The following is a 20,219-nucleotide window of genomic DNA, read 5'->3' as shown; positions in this document are numbered from 1 at the left end:
TTTCAATGCCCGATCGCGCACTGGCGTTGTGTCGGGTTGCGCTAACAGGTTTCGTCAAATCGGGATTTCAGTCAATGCCTAAACAATACCTTTATGGAACATTTGCGATAAAATGTTTCAAATCGGCGTCACGACTGGCGGGGCGACTTATCCTGCGATAGCCTGAGCATCTCAACCGGACAGCGGATCACGCTGGAAGGGATGCGATGGGGGATCACATGGCGAACACGCGCAGATGGTTGCTGGCAGGCTTGGGCAGCATGGGAACGATACCATTCGTGACGCCGCGGGGCGCAGCGGCGAACACAATGGGTGCAGGAACGGCGCCCGACTCCGCAGCCTCTGGCGCGGTCGTCCTGTCGACATGGGATTTCGGCGCCGCCGCCAACGCAGCGGCATTCGCCCGCCTGGCCAAGGGCGGCTCGCTGATCGACGCGGTCGAGGCCGGCGCGATGGTCCCCGAAGCCGACCCCAGCAATCATAGCGTCGGCTATTCGGGATATCCGGACCGCGATGGCCATGTGACGCTCGATGCCGTCATCATGGACGACGCAGGCGGCGTCGGCGCGGTCGCCGCGCTGGAGAACACGGTGCATGCGATCTCGGTCGCGCGGCGGGTGATGGAGCGCACGCCGCACACCTTCCTCGTCGGCGAGGGCGCGACGCGGTTCGCGCGCGACCAGGGGTTCCCGCAACGATCGCTGCTAACGCCCGAGTCGGAGAAGGCTTGGCGCGACTGGCTGAAGACCGCGAAATACCAACCCGAAGCCAATAGCGAGAACCGCGTCACGCGCACGCCCGGCGGCGCACTCGATCACGACACGATCGGCCTGCTCGCCCGCACCGCGGACGGTCGCATGGCAGGCGCGTGCACGACGTCGGGCATGGCGTTCAAGATGCGCGGCCGTGTCGGCGATTCGCCGCAGGTCGGATCGGGCCTGTACGTCGAGGCAGGCGTCGGCGGCGCCACGTCGACGGGAGTCGGCGAGGAGGTGACGCGAGTCGCAGGGTCCGCGCGGGTCGTCGCGTCGATGCGCGGTGGCGCGTCGCCGCAGCAGGCGTGCGAAGAAGTCGTCCGTCATATCGCCCACCTTCGCGGCGACGCCATTCGCGGCGTCCAGGTCGGATTCCTCGCGCTCGATACGAAAGGCAATGTCGGCGCGTTCTGCCTGTTGCCCGGCTTTACCTATGCCGTCACCGACGCGCGCGGCACGACGACGGTGCTGAAAGCCAACTCGCTGTTCAAGGCGTGAGTGGTGCGGGCGTGAGCGGTGTGGGCGTGAGCGGTGTGGGCGTGAGCGGTGTGGGCGTGAGCGGGGACGGCGTTCTCCCCACCGCGACGCCGATGCTCGAGGTCTGCGTCGAAGATCTCCGTGGTATCGATACGGCGATCGCGGGCGGTGCGGGCCGTATCGAACTCTGCGCGGCGCTCGCGGTCGGCGGCCTTACCCCGCCCGCGTCGCTGATCCGCGCGGCCGTGTCGGCGACTGCGGGGAGAACGGGCGGCCCTGCCCTGCCCGTCCACCTGCTGGCCCGCCCGCGCGAGGGTGGGTTCGTCTATTCCCGCCGCGAGCAGGCGCTGATCGCGGACGATATCCGCACCGCCGCGGAGGCCGGGCTGGCGGGAATAGTGATCGGCGCGCTCGATGCCACGCACCAGCTGGACCTTCCGGTGCTGGCCGCATGGATCGCGCACGCCCGCGCGCTGGGTACGGCACGCGGCTATCCGCTATCGCTGACGCTGCACCGTGCGTTCGATCTGTGCGCGGACCTGCCCGCCGCGCTCGAAGCCGCCGTATCGCTCGGCTTCGACCGGATCCTGACATCGGGCGGCGTTCCCAAGGCGGTCGACGGCGTCGCGATGTTGGGCGACCTGCATCGACGGGCGGCAGGGCGGATCGTCATCCTGGCTGGCAGCGGAGTCTCTCCCGCCACGCTACCCGCCATCCTCAAATCCGGCGTGCACGAGGTCCACGCGTCGTGCCGCGTTGCGTCGGAGACCGCGACGGACCCGGCGGAACTGCGGTTTGGCTTTGCCGCCGCCGAACGCAGCGTGACCGATCGAGATACGGTCGACCGGCTGGCGCGCATGATGGCCGGTCATCTGACGCTTGAATAATACCAATCCATAACTTACTCAAACTGGTCTTGGTCGGGGGGCTGCTCGCTCCCTGCCCGCACGACACCCGCACGATAATCGAAGCGAGCCGCTGCCATGCATGAAACTGCTTCCTCTTCTCCGGCCCCCTCTTCCATCGCCGAAGACGCAACACTGATGTTTCGCGAGGCCGCGGAGTCCAGCGACGCCGTGCAGCGGATGCTGTCTGCGAACGCGGCGGCTTTCGCAGCGCTCGGCGCCCGACTGCGCGCCGCGCCGCCCGCAGTCGTCGTGACCTGCGCGCGCGGATCGTCCGATCATGCGGCGGTCTATGGCAAATACCTGATCTGGACGAAGACGGGCATACCCGTGGCCGCCGCGGCCCCCTCGGTCGTGTCGCTGTATGACGCGCCGCTCGGCGCGCGGAATACCTTGTGCATCGCCGTCTCGCAAAGCGGCCGCAGCCCCGATCTGCTCGCGACGGTCGCCGCGCAGAAGGCCGCCGGCGCACACGTCGTGGCGCTGGTCAACGACGAGACCTCGCCGCTCGCAGAGGCCGCCGATACCCTGATACCGCTGCATGCCGGCCCGGAAAAATCGGTTGCCGCGACCAAGTCCTATATCTGTTCGCTCGCCGCGCTGGCCGCGCTGACCGCCGAATGGGCCGACGACGACGGGCTGCGTGACGCGGTCGCCGCGCTGCCCGCCGACCTCGCGCGCGCCTGGGCACTCGACTGGTCGGCTGCGGTCGAGCCGCTGCGCACCGCGACCAACCTGTTCGTGATCGCGCGCGGGATCGGCTTCGGCATCGCCAACGAAGCCGCGTTGAAGATGAAGGAAACCTGCGCGCTGCACGCCGAATCGTTCAGCTCGGCCGAGGTTCGCCACGGGCCGATGCAACTTGTCGACGACGGCTTTCCACTGCTCGCACTGGCCACCTCGGATGTTGCCGGCGACGGTGTCCGCGAGGCCGCGCGCGAGTTCGCCAACCGTGGCGCGCGCGTCCTGCTTGCCGACGCCGCGCTGGATGGTAGTCATGACGACACGGTCCTGCCCGCGCTCGCGGCACATCCGGCGATCGAGCCGATCCTGATGATCCAGAGCTTCTACCGCATGGTCAACGCGCTCTCGCTCGCGCGTGGCTTCAACCCCGACGCACCCTCGCATCTGAGCAAAGTGACGCGCACACTATGACGACCTACCGTTTCTCCAACGGCCATATCGCCGCCTCGACCGGCGTCCTTCACGAAGCGACGATCGTCGTCGAGGACGGCCGGATTACGCAGATCGGCGACGCGACGTCCGATCAGGCCGTGGATCACGCGATCGATCTCGATGGCGGCTGGCTGATGCCAGGCTTCGTCGATACGCAGGTCAACGGCGGCGGCGGCGTGCTGTTCAACGATACGCCCACGGTCGAGGGCATCGCCGCGATCGGCGCGGCGCACCGGCCGTTCGGCACCACCGCGTTCCTGCCGACGCTGATCAGCGACACGCCCGACGTGATCGCGCGCGCGCTCGATGCGGTCGACGCGGCGATCCTCGCAGGCGTCCCCGGCGTGCTCGGCATCCATATCGAGGGCCCGGTGATCAGCCCGGCGCGCAAGGGCATTCACGACCCGACGCGCTTCCAGGATCTCGACGACGACCTGCTCGCGCTGCTGACCCGCCCCCGCCTCGGCCGGGTCATGGTGACGCTCGCGCCTGAGCGCGTGACCGCGGCACAGATCGCGACGCTGACCGCCGCCGGCGTGCTCATCAGCATCGGCCATAGCGATGCGGATCACGCCACTGCGAGCGCCGGGATGGCCGCCGGGATCACCGGCGTGACGCATCTGTTCAACGCGATGTCGCCGCTGGTCCACCGCGCACCGGGCGTGGTCGGCGCGGTGCTCGACGACCAGGCGGTGTATTGCGGGATCATCGTCGACGGCTTCCATGTCGACGACGCGGTGCTGCGGATCGCGTTGCGCGCACGGCCGCACGACCGGTTCATGCTGGTATCCGACGCGATGCCGTGCGTCGGTGCGGCGGAGAAGTCGTTCGTGCTGCAGGGCCGCGAGATCCATGTCGAGAATGGCCGCTGCGTCGGTGCCGACGGCACGCTGGCGGGCTCCGATCTCGACATGGCGGGCGCGGTCCGCAACACCGTCGACCGGCTCGGCGTCGCACCCGAAATCGCAGCAGCGATGGCGGCGACCTATCCGGCCGCGTTCCTGCGGCTATCGCAGGAGCGCGGCACGTTGCAGGTCGGCCGCACCGCCGACTGGGTCGTGCTCACCCGCGACCTGCATCCGGTCGGCACATGGATCGGCGGGGAGAGCGCGGCCTGACCGCCTCCACCCTGCTTTTGCGCCCTTCCCTTTTGGTATCGAGAACGCACCCATGGCCTCCATCCTCCTGACCGCGCCGATGCAGGGCTGGGCAACGCCGATCGACGAAGTGCCCGACGCGGTCTTCTCGGAGAAGATGCTTGGTGACGGCGTCGCGATCGATCCGACCGGCGACTGCCTCTACGCTCCCTGCGCCGGCACCGTGCTGACGCTGTTGCCGAGCGGCCACGCGATCACGCTCGCCACGCCCGAGGGTGCAGAGATCTTGATCCACATCGGCCTCGACACGGTCGCGCTCGGCGGACGCGGGTTCAGCCCGTGCGTCGCGGTCGGCGAGACGGTCGAGCGCGGTGCACCGCTGATCCGTTTCGCCCTCGACCTGCTGGTGCGCGAGGCTCGCGCAGTCGTCACGCCGATCGTCATCGTGAACCCCGACCGGTTCAGCATCGTCCACGCCGTCTCCAGCGAACTGGTCGCGGTCGGCGATCCGCTGATGACGCTCGAACCCAGCGACGCGGTCGCACGCCGCGAGACGATCCAGGACGGCACGACGCACGCACGCACGGTCGTCGTGCCCCTGCCCCACGGCATCCACGCCCGCCCCGCCGCGCGCCTTGCCGCGACCGCCAAGCGCTTCGACGCCGACGTGACGCTTGCATCCGGCGACAAGACCGCCAACGTCCGCAGCCCAATCGCCCTGCTCGCCCTGGCAATCCGCCACAACGAGACGATCATCGTGACCGCAGCGGGCGCCGATGCCGCCGCAGCACTCGCCGCGATCTGCGACCTGATCGCGAGCGGCATGGACGAGCCGGCCGAAGCCCCCGTCCGCGCACCTGCCATCGCCCCCTCGCCGGCCCGCCCCGCAGTCGACGGCGCGCTGACCGGCGTCACCGCGGCACCCGGCCTGGCAATCGGCCGGGCACGCTGGTTTCGCCCCGCCGACATCGTCGTCCCCGAACACGGCGAAGGAATCGCCGTCGAGGAGGCTCGCTTCGATGCGGCCGTCACGACGCTCTCGACCCGTTTCGCGGACCGCGCCCGCAGCGCAACCGGGCCCGAACGCGCGATCGTCGAGGCGCATGCGGCGATGCTCGACGATCCCATGCTGCACGAGACAACGCGCAGCGGCATCGCCCGCGGCGAGAGCGCGGGTCATGCCTGGCGCGGCGCGATCCGTCCGCAGGCCGACGCGTTGCGCGCCAGCACCGACCTGCGGCTCGCCGAGCGCGCCGACGACATGCTCGATCTCGAACGCCAGCTGCTCGCGCTGATCGCCGGCGTCGAGACCACGCCCCTGTCGTTCCCGCCCGACACGATCCTGCTCGCGGACGACCTGCTGCCGTCGCACGTCCTGTCGCTCGACCGCGCGAACATCGTCGGCTTCTGCGTCGAGCGCGGCGGCCCGACCTCACACGTTGCGATCCTCGCCGCGACGATGGGCCTCCCCGCGCTGGTCGCGATCGGGGCGACGTTGAACGCCGTCACCGACGACACGCCCGTGATCCTCGACGCCGGCGAAGGCCTGTTGCGGATCGATCCCGACGCCGACACGCTCGTCGCCACGCAAGTCCGGATCGTCCAGGCGCAGGTCCGCCGCACCGAAGCCCTCGCGCGGGCCGGCGAACCCTGCCGCATGGCCGACGGCACCCGGATCGAGGCTTTCGCCAATCTCGGCGCGCTCGGCGATGCGCATCTCGCGGTCGAGAACGGCGCGGAAGGCTCGGGCCTGTTGCGAACCGAATTCCTGTTCCTCGAACGCGATGCCGCGCCGACGGTCGCCGAACAGACCGCGGACTACCAGGCGATCGCCGACGCGCTCGACGGCCGCCCGCTGATCGTCCGCCTGCTCGACATCGGTGGCGACAAGCCCGCGCCGTATCTGCCGATGGCGCCGGAGGAAAACCCCGCACTCGGCCTGCGCGGCATTCGCGTCGGCCTCGCATACCCGCAGATCCTGGAGGACCAGGTCCGCGCGATCCTGTCGGTAAAGCCCGCCCGGCAATGCCGCATCATGGTGCCGATGATCGCCAGCCTCGACGAACTGCGCGCCGTCCGCGCGGTGGTCGACCGCGTCGCCGCAGAGATCGGCATCGTCCACCGCGTCCCAGTCGGCGTCATGATCGAGACGCCCGCCGCCGCCGTCACCGCCGACCTGATCGCTGCGGAGGCCGATTTCCTGTCGGTCGGCACCAACGACCTCACCCAATACACGCTGGCGATGGACCGCGGCAACGCCGCCGTCGCGAGCGGCATCGACGGGTTGCACCCCGCCGTCCTCCGGCTGATCGCGCAGACCTGCAAGGGCGGCGCGGTGCATGGCCGCTGGACCGGCGTGTGCGGCGGACTCGCCTCCGACCCGCTCGCCGTCCCCATCCTGCTTGGGCTCGGCGTCACCGAGCTCTCGTCCGCACCCGCGCTGGTGCCTGAGATCAAGGCGCTGGTCGCGACGCTGACGATGGAGGCGTGCCGCACGCATGCCGCTGCCGCGTTGCAATGCAGGTCCGCTGCCGACGTCCGCTCGCTCGCCCGGGAGTTCACCGCATGAAATCGATCCTCGAAGCCCTCCAGCCGCTCGGCCGCGCGCTGATGCTGCCGATCGCGGTGCTGCCGATCGCCGGCCTGCTGCTCCGCCTCGGCCAGCCAGACCTGCTCGACATCGCCTTCATCAGCGCGGCAGGCGACGCGATCTTCTCGCACCTCGGCCTGCTCTTCGCGATCGGCGTCGCCACCGGGTTCGCGCGTGATGGCAACGGTGCCGCGTGTCTCGCCGGCGTCGTCTGCTTCCTGGTCGCGACCGAAGCGGGCAAAGTCCTGATCACCGTCGCGCCCGAAGTATCGGCAGGGCTCACCGGCGTCTCCGCCGACCTCGCGATCGCGGCGTGGAAGGCCAAGGCGATGGCACGGCTCGACGTGCCGATCGGCATCCTGTCGGGGCTCGCGGGCGGGACGCTCTACAATCGGTATTCGACGATCAAGCTGCCGGAATATCTCGCTTTCTTCGGCGGCCGCCGGTTCGTGCCGATCGTCAGCGGCGTGGCGGGTCTCGTGCTCGCGGCGGTATTCGGTTTCGGTTTCTCGCTGCTGAGCCAGGGCGTCGACCAATTGAGCGTCGCGATCACCGGCAGCGGTGCGGTCGGCGTGTTCGTGTTCGGGCTGCTCAACCGCCTGCTGCTCGTCACCGGGCTGCATCACCTGCTCAACAACATCGTCTGGTTCGTCGCCGGCGATTACCACGGCACCTCGGGCGACCTGCGGCGGTTCTTTGCGGGCGATCCGTCGGCCGGGATCTTCATGGCCGGCTTCTTCCCGGTGATGATGTTCGGCCTGCCCGCCGCGTGCCTCGCCATGTACCATTCCGCGAATCCCGAGCGCCGGAAAGCGGTCGGCGGCATGCTGCTCAGCCTCGCGCTCACCTCGGCGCTGACCGGCGTCACCGAGCCGATCGAGTTCAGCTTCATGTTCCTCGCGCCCGTGCTCTACGCGGTGCACGCGGTGCTGACCGGCCTGTCGATGGCGCTGATGGACCTGCTCGGCGTCAAGATGGGCTTCGGCTTCTCGGCGGGACTGCTCGACTACGTGCTGAACTTCGGCAAGGCGACGCGACCGCTCGTTCTGCTGCCAGTCGGTGCGCTGTATTTCGTGCTGTATTACGGTCTGTTCCGCTTCTTCATCCGCAAGTTCGACCTCGCGACGCCTGGGCGCGAAGCCGAGACCGTTGCTGCCGTAGCGCCTACCGCGGCAGGCGGCCGCGGTGCGGCGTTCGCGCAGGCGCTGGGCGGCGGGGCGAATTTGACGACGGTGAGCGCGTGTACGACGCGGTTGCGGTTGATCGTGGTCGACCAGTCCGTGGTCGACGATGCCGCGCTTAAGGCACTCGGGGCACGCGGCATCCTGCGTCCGTCGAACTCCGCGCTTCAGGTCGTGCTCGGGCCGATCGCCGATGTCGTCTCGATGGAAATCCGCGATGCGTTGGCTCTCGGTGGTGATGTGGCGATCAAGCCTGCCGCGACTGTCGCGGAGGATACGATCAGCCTGTCGTCCGCAACTGAGAGCGCGCTCGGCGGGGCAGCGAATGTCCTTCGCGCTAGCCGCCATACCGGTCGACTGCGCCTCCAACTGGGCGATCTAGCGCTGGCCGACGATGCGGCGCTGGCAAAGCTCGGTATCCGCGCGATCGCCCGCCCCGCGCCAGGCCAGCTTCACGTGCTCGCGACCGACGCGGTCCTGACCAAGCTGGCCCGGTAGGCTCTGAAATTGATCCTCCCCCGCCAGGGGGAGGTGGCGCCGCAGGCGTCGGAGGGGGAGGACACGGAGCAGAGGTTTCGCCTGCCTCCCCCTCCGTCTGGCGAGTGCCAGCCACCTCCCCCTGGCGGGGGAGGATTAAGCAGCGTCAGCGCGCTAGCGGTTCCAGCGACACCGCGCCAACGACACCCGAAACCCCCTCCACGGCCGCTTCCACCACCAGCACGATCTGGCGCACCCCGCCGCCCGCCGGCAGCGCCGCCTCGAGCGGCCCAACCTCGGCGCCGGTCTTCGACGCGAGCCGCCGGCCATCCACCCACAGCTCGGCCTTCCCCGCGATCGACGCGAAACGGATCATGCCGCCCTCCGCACCGATACGCCGCCACGGCGTCACGCTAGCCCGGTAGAGCCGCCAACGCCCCTCCGCCGCAGCCTGCACCGGCGTGCCGCTCCGCACGAACGCCCAGCTGTTATTGTCGCCATCGATCGGCGCCAGCGCAGGGTCGGGACGCGCAGCGAACGCCGGCGAGCGACGCCACTCCCGGATCGCCTGCCCGCCATAGGTCGCGGCCATTTGTGCGCGCGGTGCGATCGCTGCCCGGTCGATCACCAGCCGCGCCGGCTTCAATCCCGGCGCGGTCGCGGTCATCACGATCCGCCCACGACCCGTCCCCGCCTGCACGATGACCTGTGCGAGCCCGTTGAACAACGACCGCGCATTGCCCTTCTCCGGCTCGTGGCTGTTCGGATCGCCATTACCGACACCGATGATCGCCGCGCCGTCGACCGAGAACTGCGTCGGCAGGTTCGCGGTCGGTACGTGGCGCCCGGCGGCATCGATCGCGTCGATCGTCACCGGCTGCGTATCCTCGTCGTCGCCCGCCATCACGGTCCGCGCCGGCGTCAGCCGCAACGCGACCGGCTTGCCCACGGTCTCGTGCGCGGCGGTAGCGACGATCTTGCCGCCACGCATCGCGACGACTTCGATCCGTCCTGGCGCATAGGGCACGCTGAACTCGTTGCCCATGATCCGGTCGACCGCCTGCTCGCCGACCTTCCGCCCGTTGAGCCGCAACTCGACGCGCTCGGCGTTGCTCACCACCAGCATCACCACCGGCTGGCCCTCGCGTCCCGGCCACGTCCAGTGCGGCGTCAGGCTGACGACCGGCGCATCATCGACCCAATGCGCGCGGTGGATATCGAACGCCGTCTTCGGGAAACCACAAAGGTCGAGGATGCCGAAGAAACTGGAGATCGTCGGCCATTCGTGCGGCGTGGGCTCACCGTGATAATCGAACCCGGTCCACACGAACCCGCCCGCGACGAACGGGCGATCGGCGATCTTCTTCCACGTCGCGCGGTGCGTATCGCCCCAGCTCGCCGCCTCGACGTCGTAGGACGACTGGACATGCGCGGCAGGATCGCTGGCGAACGCGCCGCGCGTTTCATAGGCGCTGGTATCCTCCGAGCTCGTTATCGGCTTGGTCGGGTTGAGCTGGTGGAACCGGTCGTAGTCGCCCTGGTAATAGTTGAAGCCGACCACGTCGAAAATGCTCGACACGTTGATCGGATCGAAGAACGCGCCGTTCATCGCCCCCGTCACCGGCCGGCTGTCGTCGAGCGCATGCGCCGCGTGCGCCATTCGCCGGAGCATCTCGACGCCCGCCTCGGTGCCCTGCATCGGCTCCTCGTTGAACACCGACCACAGGATGACGCTCGGGTGGTTGCGGTCGCGGCGGACCATCCATTCGAGCTGCGCCATGTAATCGGGCGCGGGATTGAACTGGCGGTTCTCGTCCATCACGACGAAGCCCATCTCGTCGCACAGGTCGAGCAGTTCGGCGGCCGGCGCGTTGTGCGAACAGCGGATCGCGTTGCAGCCCATCGCCTTCAGCCGCTCCAGCCGCCAGCGCAGCAGCGCATCGGGGATCGCGGTCCCGACGCCGGCGTGATCCTGGTGCAGGCACACGCCCTTCAGCTTCACCGACTTGTCGTTGAGCAGGAAGCCACGGTCCGCATCGAACCGGATCGTTCGAAAGCCGACCGGGATGCGCCGCTCGTCGACGATCGCGCCGTCGCGAAGGACATGCGTCACGACGGTATAGAGCGTCGGCGTCTCGATCGACCAGATGCGCGGTGCAGGCACGGCCAGCGTCAATACCGCAGTCGCGCGCTCCAACGGCAGGACCGTCGCAGCCGCCTGCGCCCCCGCCACGCGCTTGCCGTCGAGATCGAGCAGCGCGACATCCACCGTCACGCCGACCGACGCGCGATCGATGCTGCCGAGCTTCACTTCGACCGGCACGCTCCACGCGCCATTCGCGGTGCGCCTCGGATCGCAATGCACGCCGTCCGTCACGATCGCCACCGGCGCACGGCGGATCAGCCACGCATGGCGATAGATCCCCGCGCCTTCGTACCACCAGCCCTCCATCGCCTGCGCATCGACGCGCACCGCGATGACGTTGAGGTCGTCGCCGAACCGCGCGAACGGCGTCAGGTCGATCTCGACGCTGTTATACGCCGACCAGTTGTGCGCGACGACGCTGCCGTTGACCCAGACCGTCGCGTTGGTCGCGATCCCGTCGAACTGCAGCCCGATCGTCTTGCCACGGTCCGCCGGATCGAGCCGCAGCGTCCGCCGGTACCAACCGATCCCCCGCACGCGATAGCCTTGCGAGATGTTGGCTGTCTTCACGAACGGCTGCGCGGAGGCCCAGTCATGCGGCAACCGCACCGACTGCCAGTCCGAATCGTCATACGCCATCGCTGCAGCCCCGAGTGCGTTGCCCGCCTTCACGCTCAGATACGTCGCGTTGTGGCCGTCGGGTGCGGGCGCGATCACGTCGCCCTCGTGGAACAGCCAGCCGCGCTCGATGAGCGTCCGCGACGGATCCTGCACCAGTGCGCGCGACGGCAAGGTCCGCGTCGGCTGCGGCATCGGCAGCGAACCGGCCGATCCCTGCGCTTTACCGCTAGCCGCGAACCCGGCCTTGATCGGCGCCACGACCAGAGAAGCACCGGCGCCCGCCGTGCCAACAAGAAGCTCACGTCGGTTCATCGGTACTCTCGGTATTGAAGGTCAGATATCGGCGAGTTCGGCGACGAAGTCGTACGCGTCGCCGCGGTAATAGGAGCGCGTGAACTCCGCGGCCCGGCCATCGCGCAGGAAGCCGCGTCGCTCGATCAGCAGCCCGGCATGGCCCGCGTCGACGCCCAGCATCCGCGCATGCTCGCCCCCGAACGGCACCGCACGCAGGCGTTGCAGCGCGCGTACCGGGCGGCTCCCGGCGTTCTCGAGCGCGGCATAGAGCGAGTCATCGACGACCTCGACCGATGGCAGGCAATATCCCGCGATGGTCGAGAATTCGAGCGCCATCGCCTCTTCGTCGGCATAGCGGATGCGGTTGAAGCGGAACACAGCCGCCCCCGGCGACAATCCCAACGCCATCGCTTCCTCCGGGTTCACCTGCCCCGCCGAGCGCGAGATCCAGCTGCTGCTCGACGTACGCCCCCGTGCCGCCATGTCCTCGCTGAACGACGACAGCTTCGAGAAACTCTTCTCGACGCGCCCGGCGACGAACGTCCCCGCGCCGCGCCGGCGCGTGAGAAGCCCCTCCTCGACCAGTCCGCCGATAGCTTTGCGCACGGTGATCCGCGAAACGTCGTACTCGATCGCGAGATCACGCTCGGCCGGGATCGCATTGCCTTGTACCAACAGCTTCTCGCCGATCGCGTTGCGGATCAGTTCCTGCAACTGGAGGTATAGCGGCGATGGATTTCCCTTGCGAAAGCGTCCGATTTCATCGGAAAACGCCATGTATTCCCCCTCCGACCGGCAGCTCAAAGCGAGCCACGCCGCGTCCATCGTAGTAGCGTAGCCAAGGACCGCGTGCTCGGCAACCAGACTAAATCCAAGGGCCATATTGGTACGTTCCCAACCGTCCTCACGAAACAATCCCAAAGCCGCCGGCCCGATAAGGGCGCAAATCACGGGGTTGTGTATGGACCTATATTGGTTACATTCCTCAACCAGCGGCCATCAGGAGCCGATACAGGGAGCAGTCAACATGCGTGCAGCCGCGAACCGTAATCTCGGGCGCTTGCTCGTCGCGTCGACGATGCTTCCGTTTGCCGTCTGCGCCGCCGCGCTCACCTCGGCCGAGGCGAATGCGCAGGCCCGCGCACCGCTGGTCCCGCAACCGTCGCAAGTTACGCCTGCCGCCGGCAGCTTCACGATCGCGAACGGCACCGGCATCACCGCCGACCCGACCGACACGGGTGCCGCCGCCGCTGCCCGCCTGTTGATCGCCCATGTGAAGACCGAGCGCGGCCTTGCTCTCCAGACCTCGCCGAGCGGCGCGATCCGCTTCGTCCGCGATCCCTCGATCAAGGGCGCGGAAGCGTACCGCCTCACGGTTGTCGGATCGGGCGACGCAACGGGCGTGAAGATCGCGGCGTCGGGCGATGCCGGGTTGCTCTACGGCGCGATGACGCTGGCGCAGCTCGCCAGCCCCGATCACGCGTTCGGCCAGCCGGTCCGGATCGCCGCGACGACGATCGACGACGCCCCCCGCTTCGCCTGGCGCGGGCTGATGGTCGATACCGCGCGACACTTCCAGTCGCTGCCGTCGATCTACGCGATCGTCGACCAGATGGCGTCGGTGAAGCTCAACACGCTGCACCTGCACCTTACCGACGACCAGGGCTGGCGGTTCGAGGTGAAGGCGTATCCGAAGCTCACCGAGATCGGCAGCGTCCGCACCGGGCCGTCGACCGGCGAGAAACCCGGTACGCGTGTCGGCGGCTTCTACACGCAGGACGAACTGCGCAAACTGGTCGCCTACGCCGCCGAACGCAGCATCGTCATCGTCCCGGAGATCGACCTGCCCGGCCACGCACAGGCCCTCGTCGCGGCCTATCCCGAGCTCGGCGTGATCGGCGACACGCCGCAGGTCAGCAACGAATGGGGCGTGAACCCCTATCTCTTCAACCCCGCGCCCAAGGGCATCGCCTTCGTCAAGACAGTCCTCGACGAAGTGATGGCGGTGTTTCCCGGCACCTATATCCATCTCGGCGGCGACGAGGCGGTCAAGGACCAGTGGGAACGCAGCCCCGAGGTCCAGGCGCAGATGGCCAAGCTCGGCATCAAGGACGAGAACGGCCTGCAAAGCTGGATGATCGACCAGTTCGGCGAATATCTCGCGAGCAAGAAGCGCCGCCTGATCGGCTGGGACGAGATCCTCGAGGGCGGCCTGCCACCGTCGGCCTCGGTGATGTCGTGGCGCGGCGAGAAGGGCGCGGTGGACGCCGCCAACCAGGGCCACGACGTCGTGCTGACCCCTGCGCCGATCCTCTATTTCGACAGCCTGCAAAGCGACCGCCGCGACGAACCGCCCGGCCGCCTCTCGATCCAGACGCTCGCCGACGTGTATAAATACGAGCCGATGCCCGCGGGGATCGCCCCGGACAAGGCGCACCACGTCCTCGGCGCGCAGGGCAATTCATGGGCCGAGTACATCGTCACGCCCTACCAGATGCAGCACCTGATCTTCCCGCGTGCCGCAGCGCTTGCCGAGATCACCTGGTCGGGTAAGGACAAGCGCGACTATGCAAGCTTCCTCGACCGCGTCCAGCCGCAGATCCGGCGCTGGCGCAAATCGGGGCTGGAAGTCGCGGACAGTGCGTTCGCGGTCGGCTATACGCTGGACGGCACGCGCGGCGATGCGCTGCGGACCAACCGCGCGAAGGTCGTGCTCGCCACGCAGGCTGGCTATGGCGCGATCCGCTACACGCTCGACGGCAAGACCCCGACGGCGCGCTCCAACGCCTACACCGCGCCCCTGTCGCTGAAACCCGGCGTGCAGATCCGCGCCGCCGCGTTCGACGCAAGCGGCCAGCCGACCGCCGAACCGCGCCTGTTCGACACCGGCCGCCAGGCGCTGCTGAACCGCACCGCCTCCGACATGATCGCCTGTCCGAAGGGCGCGCTCGGCCTGCGCGTACCGCTGACGTCGGAGGCGCAGGCGAACGCACCGGTATTCAACATCAACCTGTTCGACACCTGCACCGCGTACCCCGAGGCACCGATGGACGTCGCCCACAGCTTCACGATCGATATCGCGCGCCTGCCGCGTCACTACGGCCTCGCGCACGACTTCAAGGCGGTCCGCCAGCATTACAACGTCACCCCGCACGGCGAGCTGATCGTACTGGTCGGCTGCACTATCAAGGACGCGAAACCGGTAGTCGCAGGCACCTTCCCGCTGCCCGATCCGAAGTCCGCCCCGACGCGGTTCAGCGTGAAGGGTAAATTGCCCGCGATGACCGGCGACCGCGATATCTGCCTCCAGTTCACCTCGCCGACGTCCGATCCGTTCTACGCGGTCGAGCGGATGCAGTTGTCGGAGACACGCTGATGCGTCGCTGGTTCGTCCTCCCCCTGATTGCGCTCGCCACGCCCGCGCTCGCCTCGCCCAAGACCGTCGTGCCGCTCGACGGCGCGTGGCAGGTGCGGATCGATCCGACCGACACCGCCGCGATTGCCGCGCACAAGCTTGAGGCCAAGTGGCTGCCGGCGGCCGTCCCCGGATCGGTGCAGCAAGACCTGATCGCGGCGCACCGCGTGCCCGATCCGTTCAAGGGCACCAACGAGGCGGCGATCCAGTGGGCGGGGCTGACCAAATGGCAGTTTCGCCGCGTGGTCGACGTCACCCCGGCGATGATGCAGCGCAATCACCTCGACCTCGTGTTCGACGGGCTCGACACGTTCGCGACGGTCAGCGTCAACGGCACGGTGCTGCTGACCACCGACAACGCGCACCGGCGCTGGCGCGTGGATGCACAGCCCGCGCTGAAGGTCGGCCGCAACGAGGTGCTGGTGACGATCGCCTCGCCGATCCGCACGCTCCAGCCGATGGTGCTCGCCGAGAAGAACCCGTTGCCAGGCGAATATGACAGCGCGTTCGGCGACGAGCCCAAGGGCAAGCAGACCTCGCCCTATATCCGCAAACCCAAATACAATTACGGCTGGGACTGGGGTCCCCGCATCGTCAACACCGGCATCTGGCGGCCGGTCCGGCTGGAGATCTGGGACGACGCGCGGATCGACACTCTTCGCGTCGACCAGGAGGCGCTGACGCCGACCGAAGCACGGCTGTCCGCCAAGCTCGACATCGACGTCGAGACGCCCGGCGTCGCGACGATCCGCGCCGCGGTCACCGGGCCGGACGGCAAGACCGTCTCGGTCGACCGGACGGTGACGCTCGTCAAGGGCAACAACCCGGTCTCGATCCCGCTGGCGATCGCCGATCCCAAGCGCTGGCAGCCGGTCGGCTATGGCGCGCAGCCGCTCTACACCGTCACCGCATCGCTGGGCGGCGCGGAGCCGACGCCCGAGGACAGCGTGACCAAGCGGATCGGCCTGCGCACGGTCGAGCTGATCCGCAAGGACGGCAGTTTCGGGTTCAAGGTCAACGGCACGCCGATCTTCGCCAAGGGCGCGAACGTCATCCCGTTCGACAGTTTCCCGGCGCGCGTCACGCCCGCCTATATGGAAACGATCCTGAAGGGCGCGCGCGACGCCAACATGAACATGGTTCGCATCTGGGGCGGCGGAACGTATCTCGACGACGCGTTCTACGACATCGCCGACCGGATGGGACTGATGGTGTGGCAGGACTTCATGTTCGGCGGCAGCGTCACGCCGCCCGACGCCGCCTTCCGCGAGAACGTCCGGATCGAGGCCGAGGAACAGGTCGCGCGGATCGGATCGCATCCCTCCGTCGTGCTGTGGGCCGGCGGCAACGAGGTGCTGTCGGGCTGGGAAAACTGGTCCGACCGGAAGGCGTTCAAGAAGGCGGTCGGTGCCGACGAGCAGGAGCGCATCGGCGCCGGCATGGCCGTGCTGTTCGACCGCGTGCTGCGCGAAGCCGTGACGCGCAACGCCCCCGGCACGCCCTATTGGCCAGGCTCGCCCTCGACCAATTACGAGGGCCCCGTCGACACCGACAAGGACGGCGACCGCCATTTCTGGGACGTCTGGTCGGGCTCCAAGCCGGTCGAGAACTATCTCGACAGCTGCCCACGCTTCATGTCCGAATACGGCTTCCAGTCGATGCCGGACCTGTCGACGATCCGCGAATTCGCCGGCAAGGGCACGCTCACGGCGGACAGCCCGGTGATGAAGGCGCACCAGAAGTTCCTGGCGGGCGAAGGCAACGAGCGCCTGATGATGTACCTGCGCGATCGGTTGCGACCCGCGCGCGACTTCGCCGATCTCGTCTACCTTACGCAGGTCAACCAGGCCGAGGCGATCCGCATCGCCGCCTCCCATCACCGCGCCTGTCGCCCAGTGACGATGGGTTCGCTCTACTGGCAGCTCAACGACGTCTGGCCCTCGATCAGCTGGGCTAGCATCGACCATGCCGGCCGGTGGAAGCTGCTCAACTACGCCGCCCGGCGGTTCTTCGCGCCGCAAGCGATCGTCGCCGAGCGGAAGGACGGCGCGACGCGTATCTCGCTGATCTCCGACGCGACGACGCTGGTCGATTCACGCTGGCGGGTGCGGACGATGACGATGGACGGCAAGGTGTTGAAGGACACCACCGCCGCGCTGATGCTCGAGCCGCTCTCGTCGAGACTGGTCGCGACGCTGTCCGACGACGCGCTGTTCGGTGCTGCCCCGCCAACCGCCAGCTATGCGGTCGCCGATCTCCAGCTCGATAACGGCGGCACGAGCCGGGCGATCATCGAACGCGCCTTGCCCAAGGACATGGCGTATCCCGACCCCGGGCTCAGTGTTCGCTGGACCGGCAACGACGTCAAGATCACCGCGACCAACCTGGCCCGCACGGTGATGCTCGATTTCGGCGCGGTCGCCGCCCAGCCCTCCGACGACGGCTTCGACCTGCTGCCGGGCGAGAGCGTCACCATCCATGTCGTCTCCGACGCCCCCGCCGCCACGTTGCGCAAGGCGCTTACTTTGAGGACCCTCGCCCGATGATCTGGCTCCTGCTCGCCTCCGCCGATCCCGTCGCGACTGCCGTCGCGCAAATGTCGCTCGAACAGAAAGCGGCGCAGTTGCAGAGCACCGTCCCCGCCGATCCGAAGGCCGGGCTGCCCGCGTACGACTGGTGGAACGAAGGTCTCCACGGCCTCGCGCGCAATGGCCACGCCACCGTCTTCCCACAGGCGATCGGCATGGCCGCGACTTGGGATACCACGCTGGTCGCGAAGATCGGCGACGTCGTCGCGACCGAGGCGCGCGCGCGCTTCAATGCGCAGAACGTCGGCGCTAACCGCAAGATCTACGAAGGGTTGACGATCTGGTCGCCCAACATCAACATATTCCGCGATCCACGCTGGGGCCGCGGCCAGGAAACCTACGGCGAGGACCCGTACCTCACCGGTCGCCTCGGCGTCGCCTTCATCGGCGGGTTGCAGGGCCCAGACCCGCTCCACCCCAAGGTCATCGCCACCCCCAAGCACTTCGCGGTGCACAGCGGCCCCGAAGCCGGGCGCGACAGCTTCGACGTCGATCCCAGCCCCTACGACCTGGAGGCGACCTACTTCCCCGCATTCCGGCTCGCCGTCACGGAGGGCAAGGCGCAGTCGTTGATGTGCGCCTACAACTCGATCCACGGCGTCCCGGCCTGCGCGTCATCGGCGTTGATGAACGACCGGCTGCGGCGCGACTGGGGGTTCAAGGGCTTCACCGTGTCGGACTGCGACGCGGTGTCGAACATCAGCCTCTACCACCACTACCGCCTCGACGCCGCAGGCGCCGCCGCCGCCGCGATCCGAGGCGGCACCGATCTCAATTGCGGCAGCGCCTACGCCGCCCTCCCCGCCGCGGTCCGCCAAGGCCTCGTCACCGAAGCCGAGGTCGACACCGCGCTGATCCGTTCGCTCGAAGCCCGCCGCGCACTCGGCACCGTGTTCGGCGCGGGCAATCCGTGGCGCAGCATCGGCACAGACCAGGTCGACACCCCCGCCCACCGCGCGCTGGCACTCGACGCCGCGCGGAAATCGATCGTCCTGCTCAAGAACGACGCCAACCGCCTGCCGTTGAAGCCCGGTAGCCGTATCGCGGTGATCGGCGCGGACGCCGACGATCTCGGCGTGCTGCAGGGCAATTACCACGGCACCGCGGTCGCCCCCGTCACCCCGCTGGAGGGCATCCGCAAGCAGTTCGGCGCCGCCAACGTCCGCTATGCGCAAGGCTCGTCGCTCGCCGACGGTGCCGCCGTGCCCGTCCCCGAGACCGTTTTCGCCGGCGGCCTGAAGACCGAGTATTTCGCCGCGCAGGCGGGCGTCGGCGCGCCGACCCTGACCCGCACCGATCGCCACATCGACATCGACCACAACCGCGCGAGCCCCGCGCCCGGCCTCGCCAAGACGTTCGGCGTACGCTGGACCGGGACCTTCACGCCCCCCGCCGCCGGCACCTATCCGCTGGTGGTCGACGTCCCCGCCTGCTGGAAGGATTGCTCGACGCACGACGCGGTCCGGCTCTGGATCGGCGACCGCCAGCTCTCGGCCGGCGAGGTCAAGAAGGGCCGCGTCGAGGTCACGCTGACCAGCGACGGCAAGCCCGTCCCGTTCCGCCTCGAACTCGATCACCGCAGCGACGATGAAGGCGTCCGCCTGCTCTGGAGCCCCCCTGCGCAGCCATTGCTCGACCAAGCCGTCGCCACCGCTCGTGACGCCGATGTCGTGGTCGCGGTGATGGGCCTGTCGCCCGATCTCGAAGGCGAAGCCCTCTCGGTCAGCGTCCCCGGCTTCGTCGGCGGCGACCGCACCGACATCGGCCTGCCTCCAGCGCAGGTCCGCCTGCTCGAAGCACTGAAGGCCACCGGCAAGCCCGTAGTCCTCGTCCTCACCAGCGGCAGCGCGGTCGCGGTCGATCCGGCATCGGCCGACGCGATCCTCGCCGCCTGGTATCCAGGACAAGCCGGCGGCACCGCGATCGCCGAGACGCTGGCAGGGCTCAACAACCCGTCGGGCCGCCTGCCCGTCACCTTCTACAAGACCACCGGCGGCCTGCCCGCGTTCACCGACTACACAATGAAGGAGCGCACCTACCGCTACTTCACCGGCACGCCGCTCTGGGGCTTTGGCCACGGCCTGAGCTACACCAACTTCGCCTACGCCGCGACCAAGCCCGCGCTCAGCGTCGCCGCCGGACAGCCGCTCACCGTCACCGCCAAGCTGTCGAACGCCGGCAATCGCGCCGGTGAAGAAGTCGTCCAGGCCTACCTCGTCGCACCCGCCGCCAAGGCCGGCGGCCCGACCACACCCGTCCTCCAGCGCCAGCTCGTCGGATTCGGCCGCGTCGCGCTGAAGCCCGGCCAGTCGCGCACCGTGCCGATCACGATCGATCCGCGATCGATGAGCAGCGTCGCGCGCGACGGCACGCGGACGATCGTCCCCGGCGCCTACCGCCTCTATATCGGCGGCGGCCAGCCCGGCGACGGCGCGGGCCAGTGGAGCGACCTGACGATCACCGGCGCGACGGTGGAACTGCCCAAGTGAGCGCGTCG

11 protein-coding genes are annotated in these 20,219 nt (G+C 68.6%); 9 read left to right on the top strand and 2 right to left on the bottom strand.

Annotated features, from left to right (window positions below; translation table 11 throughout):
• Positions 1-308 precede the first annotated feature (308 nt).
• From C8J45_RS01230 to nagE, 6 genes are all read left to right on the top strand, one after another.
• Positions 309-1,253, top strand: a complete 945-nt coding sequence (locus C8J45_RS01230; protein ID WP_258191304.1) for a N(4)-(beta-N-acetylglucosaminyl)-L-asparaginase — start codon at positions 309-311, stop codon at positions 1,251-1,253.
• A 56-nt stretch (positions 1,254-1,309) separates the two neighbouring features.
• The gene (locus C8J45_RS01220) at positions 1,310-2,119 is read left to right on the top strand and encodes a copper homeostasis protein CutC (protein WP_258191217.1); all 810 of its coding nucleotides are present in this window, start codon (positions 1,310-1,312) and stop codon (positions 2,117-2,119) included.
• A gap of 156 nt (positions 2,120-2,275) precedes the next feature.
• Positions 2,276-3,292, top strand: coding sequence for an SIS domain-containing protein (locus C8J45_RS01215; protein WP_258191216.1), 1,017 nt, complete (start codon positions 2,276-2,278; stop codon positions 3,290-3,292).
• Positions 3,289-4,431 carry an N-acetylglucosamine-6-phosphate deacetylase gene (gene nagA, locus C8J45_RS01210; RefSeq protein WP_107961569.1) on the top strand — a complete coding sequence of 381 codons (1,143 nt, stop codon included), beginning with the start codon at positions 3,289-3,291 and terminating at the stop codon, positions 4,429-4,431. Before C8J45_RS01215 ends, nagA begins: the two co-directional genes overlap by 4 nt.
• Before the next feature lie 52 nt (positions 4,432-4,483).
• A complete protein-coding gene (gene ptsP, locus C8J45_RS01205; protein WP_107961568.1) occupies positions 4,484-6,979 on the top strand; it encodes a phosphoenolpyruvate--protein phosphotransferase in 2,496 nt (831 codons plus the stop codon).
• Positions 6,976-8,679, top strand: coding sequence for an N-acetylglucosamine-specific PTS transporter subunit IIBC (gene nagE / locus C8J45_RS01200; RefSeq protein ID WP_107961567.1), 1,704 nt, complete (start codon positions 6,976-6,978; stop codon positions 8,677-8,679). Before ptsP ends, nagE begins: the two co-directional genes overlap by 4 nt.
• Positions 8,680-8,824: 145 nt before the next feature.
• On the opposite strand, the gene galA is transcribed toward nagE, so the two are convergent.
• Together galA and C8J45_RS01190 are read right to left on the bottom strand one after the other, a co-directional pair.
• Positions 8,825-11,737 (bottom strand): beta-galactosidase GalA, encoded by a 2,913-nt coding sequence (gene galA, locus C8J45_RS01195; RefSeq protein ID WP_107961566.1) that lies wholly within the window; start codon positions 11,735-11,737, stop codon positions 8,825-8,827.
• Between the two features lie 21 nt (positions 11,738-11,758).
• Positions 11,759-12,496: a GntR family transcriptional regulator gene (locus C8J45_RS01190; protein ID WP_107961565.1), complete on the bottom strand. Its 738-nt coding sequence runs from the start codon at positions 12,494-12,496 to the stop codon at positions 11,759-11,761.
• Between the two features lie 250 nt (positions 12,497-12,746).
• Here C8J45_RS01190 and C8J45_RS01185 point away from each other — a divergent pair, with 250 nt between their 5' ends.
• From C8J45_RS01185 to C8J45_RS01175, 3 genes are read left to right on the top strand one after another with little or no spacing between them, the layout of a single operon-like run.
• A complete protein-coding gene (locus C8J45_RS01185; protein ID WP_258191215.1) occupies positions 12,747-15,095 on the top strand; it encodes a beta-N-acetylhexosaminidase in 2,349 nt (782 codons plus the stop codon).
• Positions 15,095-17,680 carry a glycoside hydrolase family 2 protein gene (locus tag C8J45_RS01180; RefSeq protein WP_107961564.1) on the top strand — a complete coding sequence of 862 codons (2,586 nt, stop codon included), beginning with the start codon at positions 15,095-15,097 and terminating at the stop codon, positions 17,678-17,680. Before C8J45_RS01185 ends, C8J45_RS01180 begins: the two co-directional genes overlap by 1 nt.
• On the top strand, positions 17,677-20,211 hold the full coding sequence (locus tag C8J45_RS01175) for a glycoside hydrolase family 3 C-terminal domain-containing protein (protein WP_107961563.1): 2,535 nt from the start codon (positions 17,677-17,679) through the stop codon (positions 20,209-20,211). The genes C8J45_RS01180 and C8J45_RS01175 overlap by 4 nt, the downstream gene beginning before the upstream one ends.
• The last annotated feature ends 8 nt before the right edge of the window (positions 20,212-20,219 follow it).

This window comes from Sphingomonas sp. PP-CE-3G-477, assembly GCF_003050745.1.
In the GTDB taxonomy this organism is placed as follows: Bacteria; Pseudomonadota; Alphaproteobacteria; order Sphingomonadales; family Sphingomonadaceae; genus Sphingomonas.
The sequence above is the reverse complement of the archived record's forward strand: the minus strand, read 5'-3'. Positions and strand labels throughout refer to the sequence as shown.

What these genes read in the sequence shown, in the direction of transcription:
- C8J45_RS01230 (WP_258191304.1), top strand. Translation starts at nt 309, where the DNA reads ATGGGTGCAGGAACGGCGCCCGACTCCGCAGCCTCTGGCGCGGTCGTC.
- C8J45_RS01215 (WP_258191216.1), top strand. Translation starts at nt 2,276, where the DNA reads ATGTTTCGCGAGGCCGCGGAGTCCAGCGACGCCGTGCAGCGGATGCTG.
- nagA (WP_107961569.1), top strand. Translation starts at nt 3,289, where the DNA reads ATGACGACCTACCGTTTCTCCAACGGCCATATCGCCGCCTCGACCGGC.
- ptsP (WP_107961568.1), top strand. Translation starts at nt 4,484, where the DNA reads ATGGCCTCCATCCTCCTGACCGCGCCGATGCAGGGCTGGGCAACGCCG.
- nagE (WP_107961567.1), top strand. Translation starts at nt 6,976, where the DNA reads ATGAAATCGATCCTCGAAGCCCTCCAGCCGCTCGGCCGCGCGCTGATG.
- galA (WP_107961566.1), bottom strand. Translation starts at nt 11,737, where the DNA reads ATGAACCGACGTGAGCTTCTTGTTGGCACGGCGGGCGCCGGTGCTTCT.
- C8J45_RS01190 (WP_107961565.1), bottom strand. Translation starts at nt 12,496, where the DNA reads ATGGCGTTTTCCGATGAAATCGGACGCTTTCGCAAGGGAAATCCATCG.
- C8J45_RS01185 (WP_258191215.1), top strand. Translation starts at nt 12,747, where the DNA reads ATGCGTGCAGCCGCGAACCGTAATCTCGGGCGCTTGCTCGTCGCGTCG.
- C8J45_RS01180 (WP_107961564.1), top strand. Translation starts at nt 15,095, where the DNA reads ATGCGTCGCTGGTTCGTCCTCCCCCTGATTGCGCTCGCCACGCCCGCG.
- C8J45_RS01175 (WP_107961563.1), top strand. Translation starts at nt 17,677, where the DNA reads ATGATCTGGCTCCTGCTCGCCTCCGCCGATCCCGTCGCGACTGCCGTC.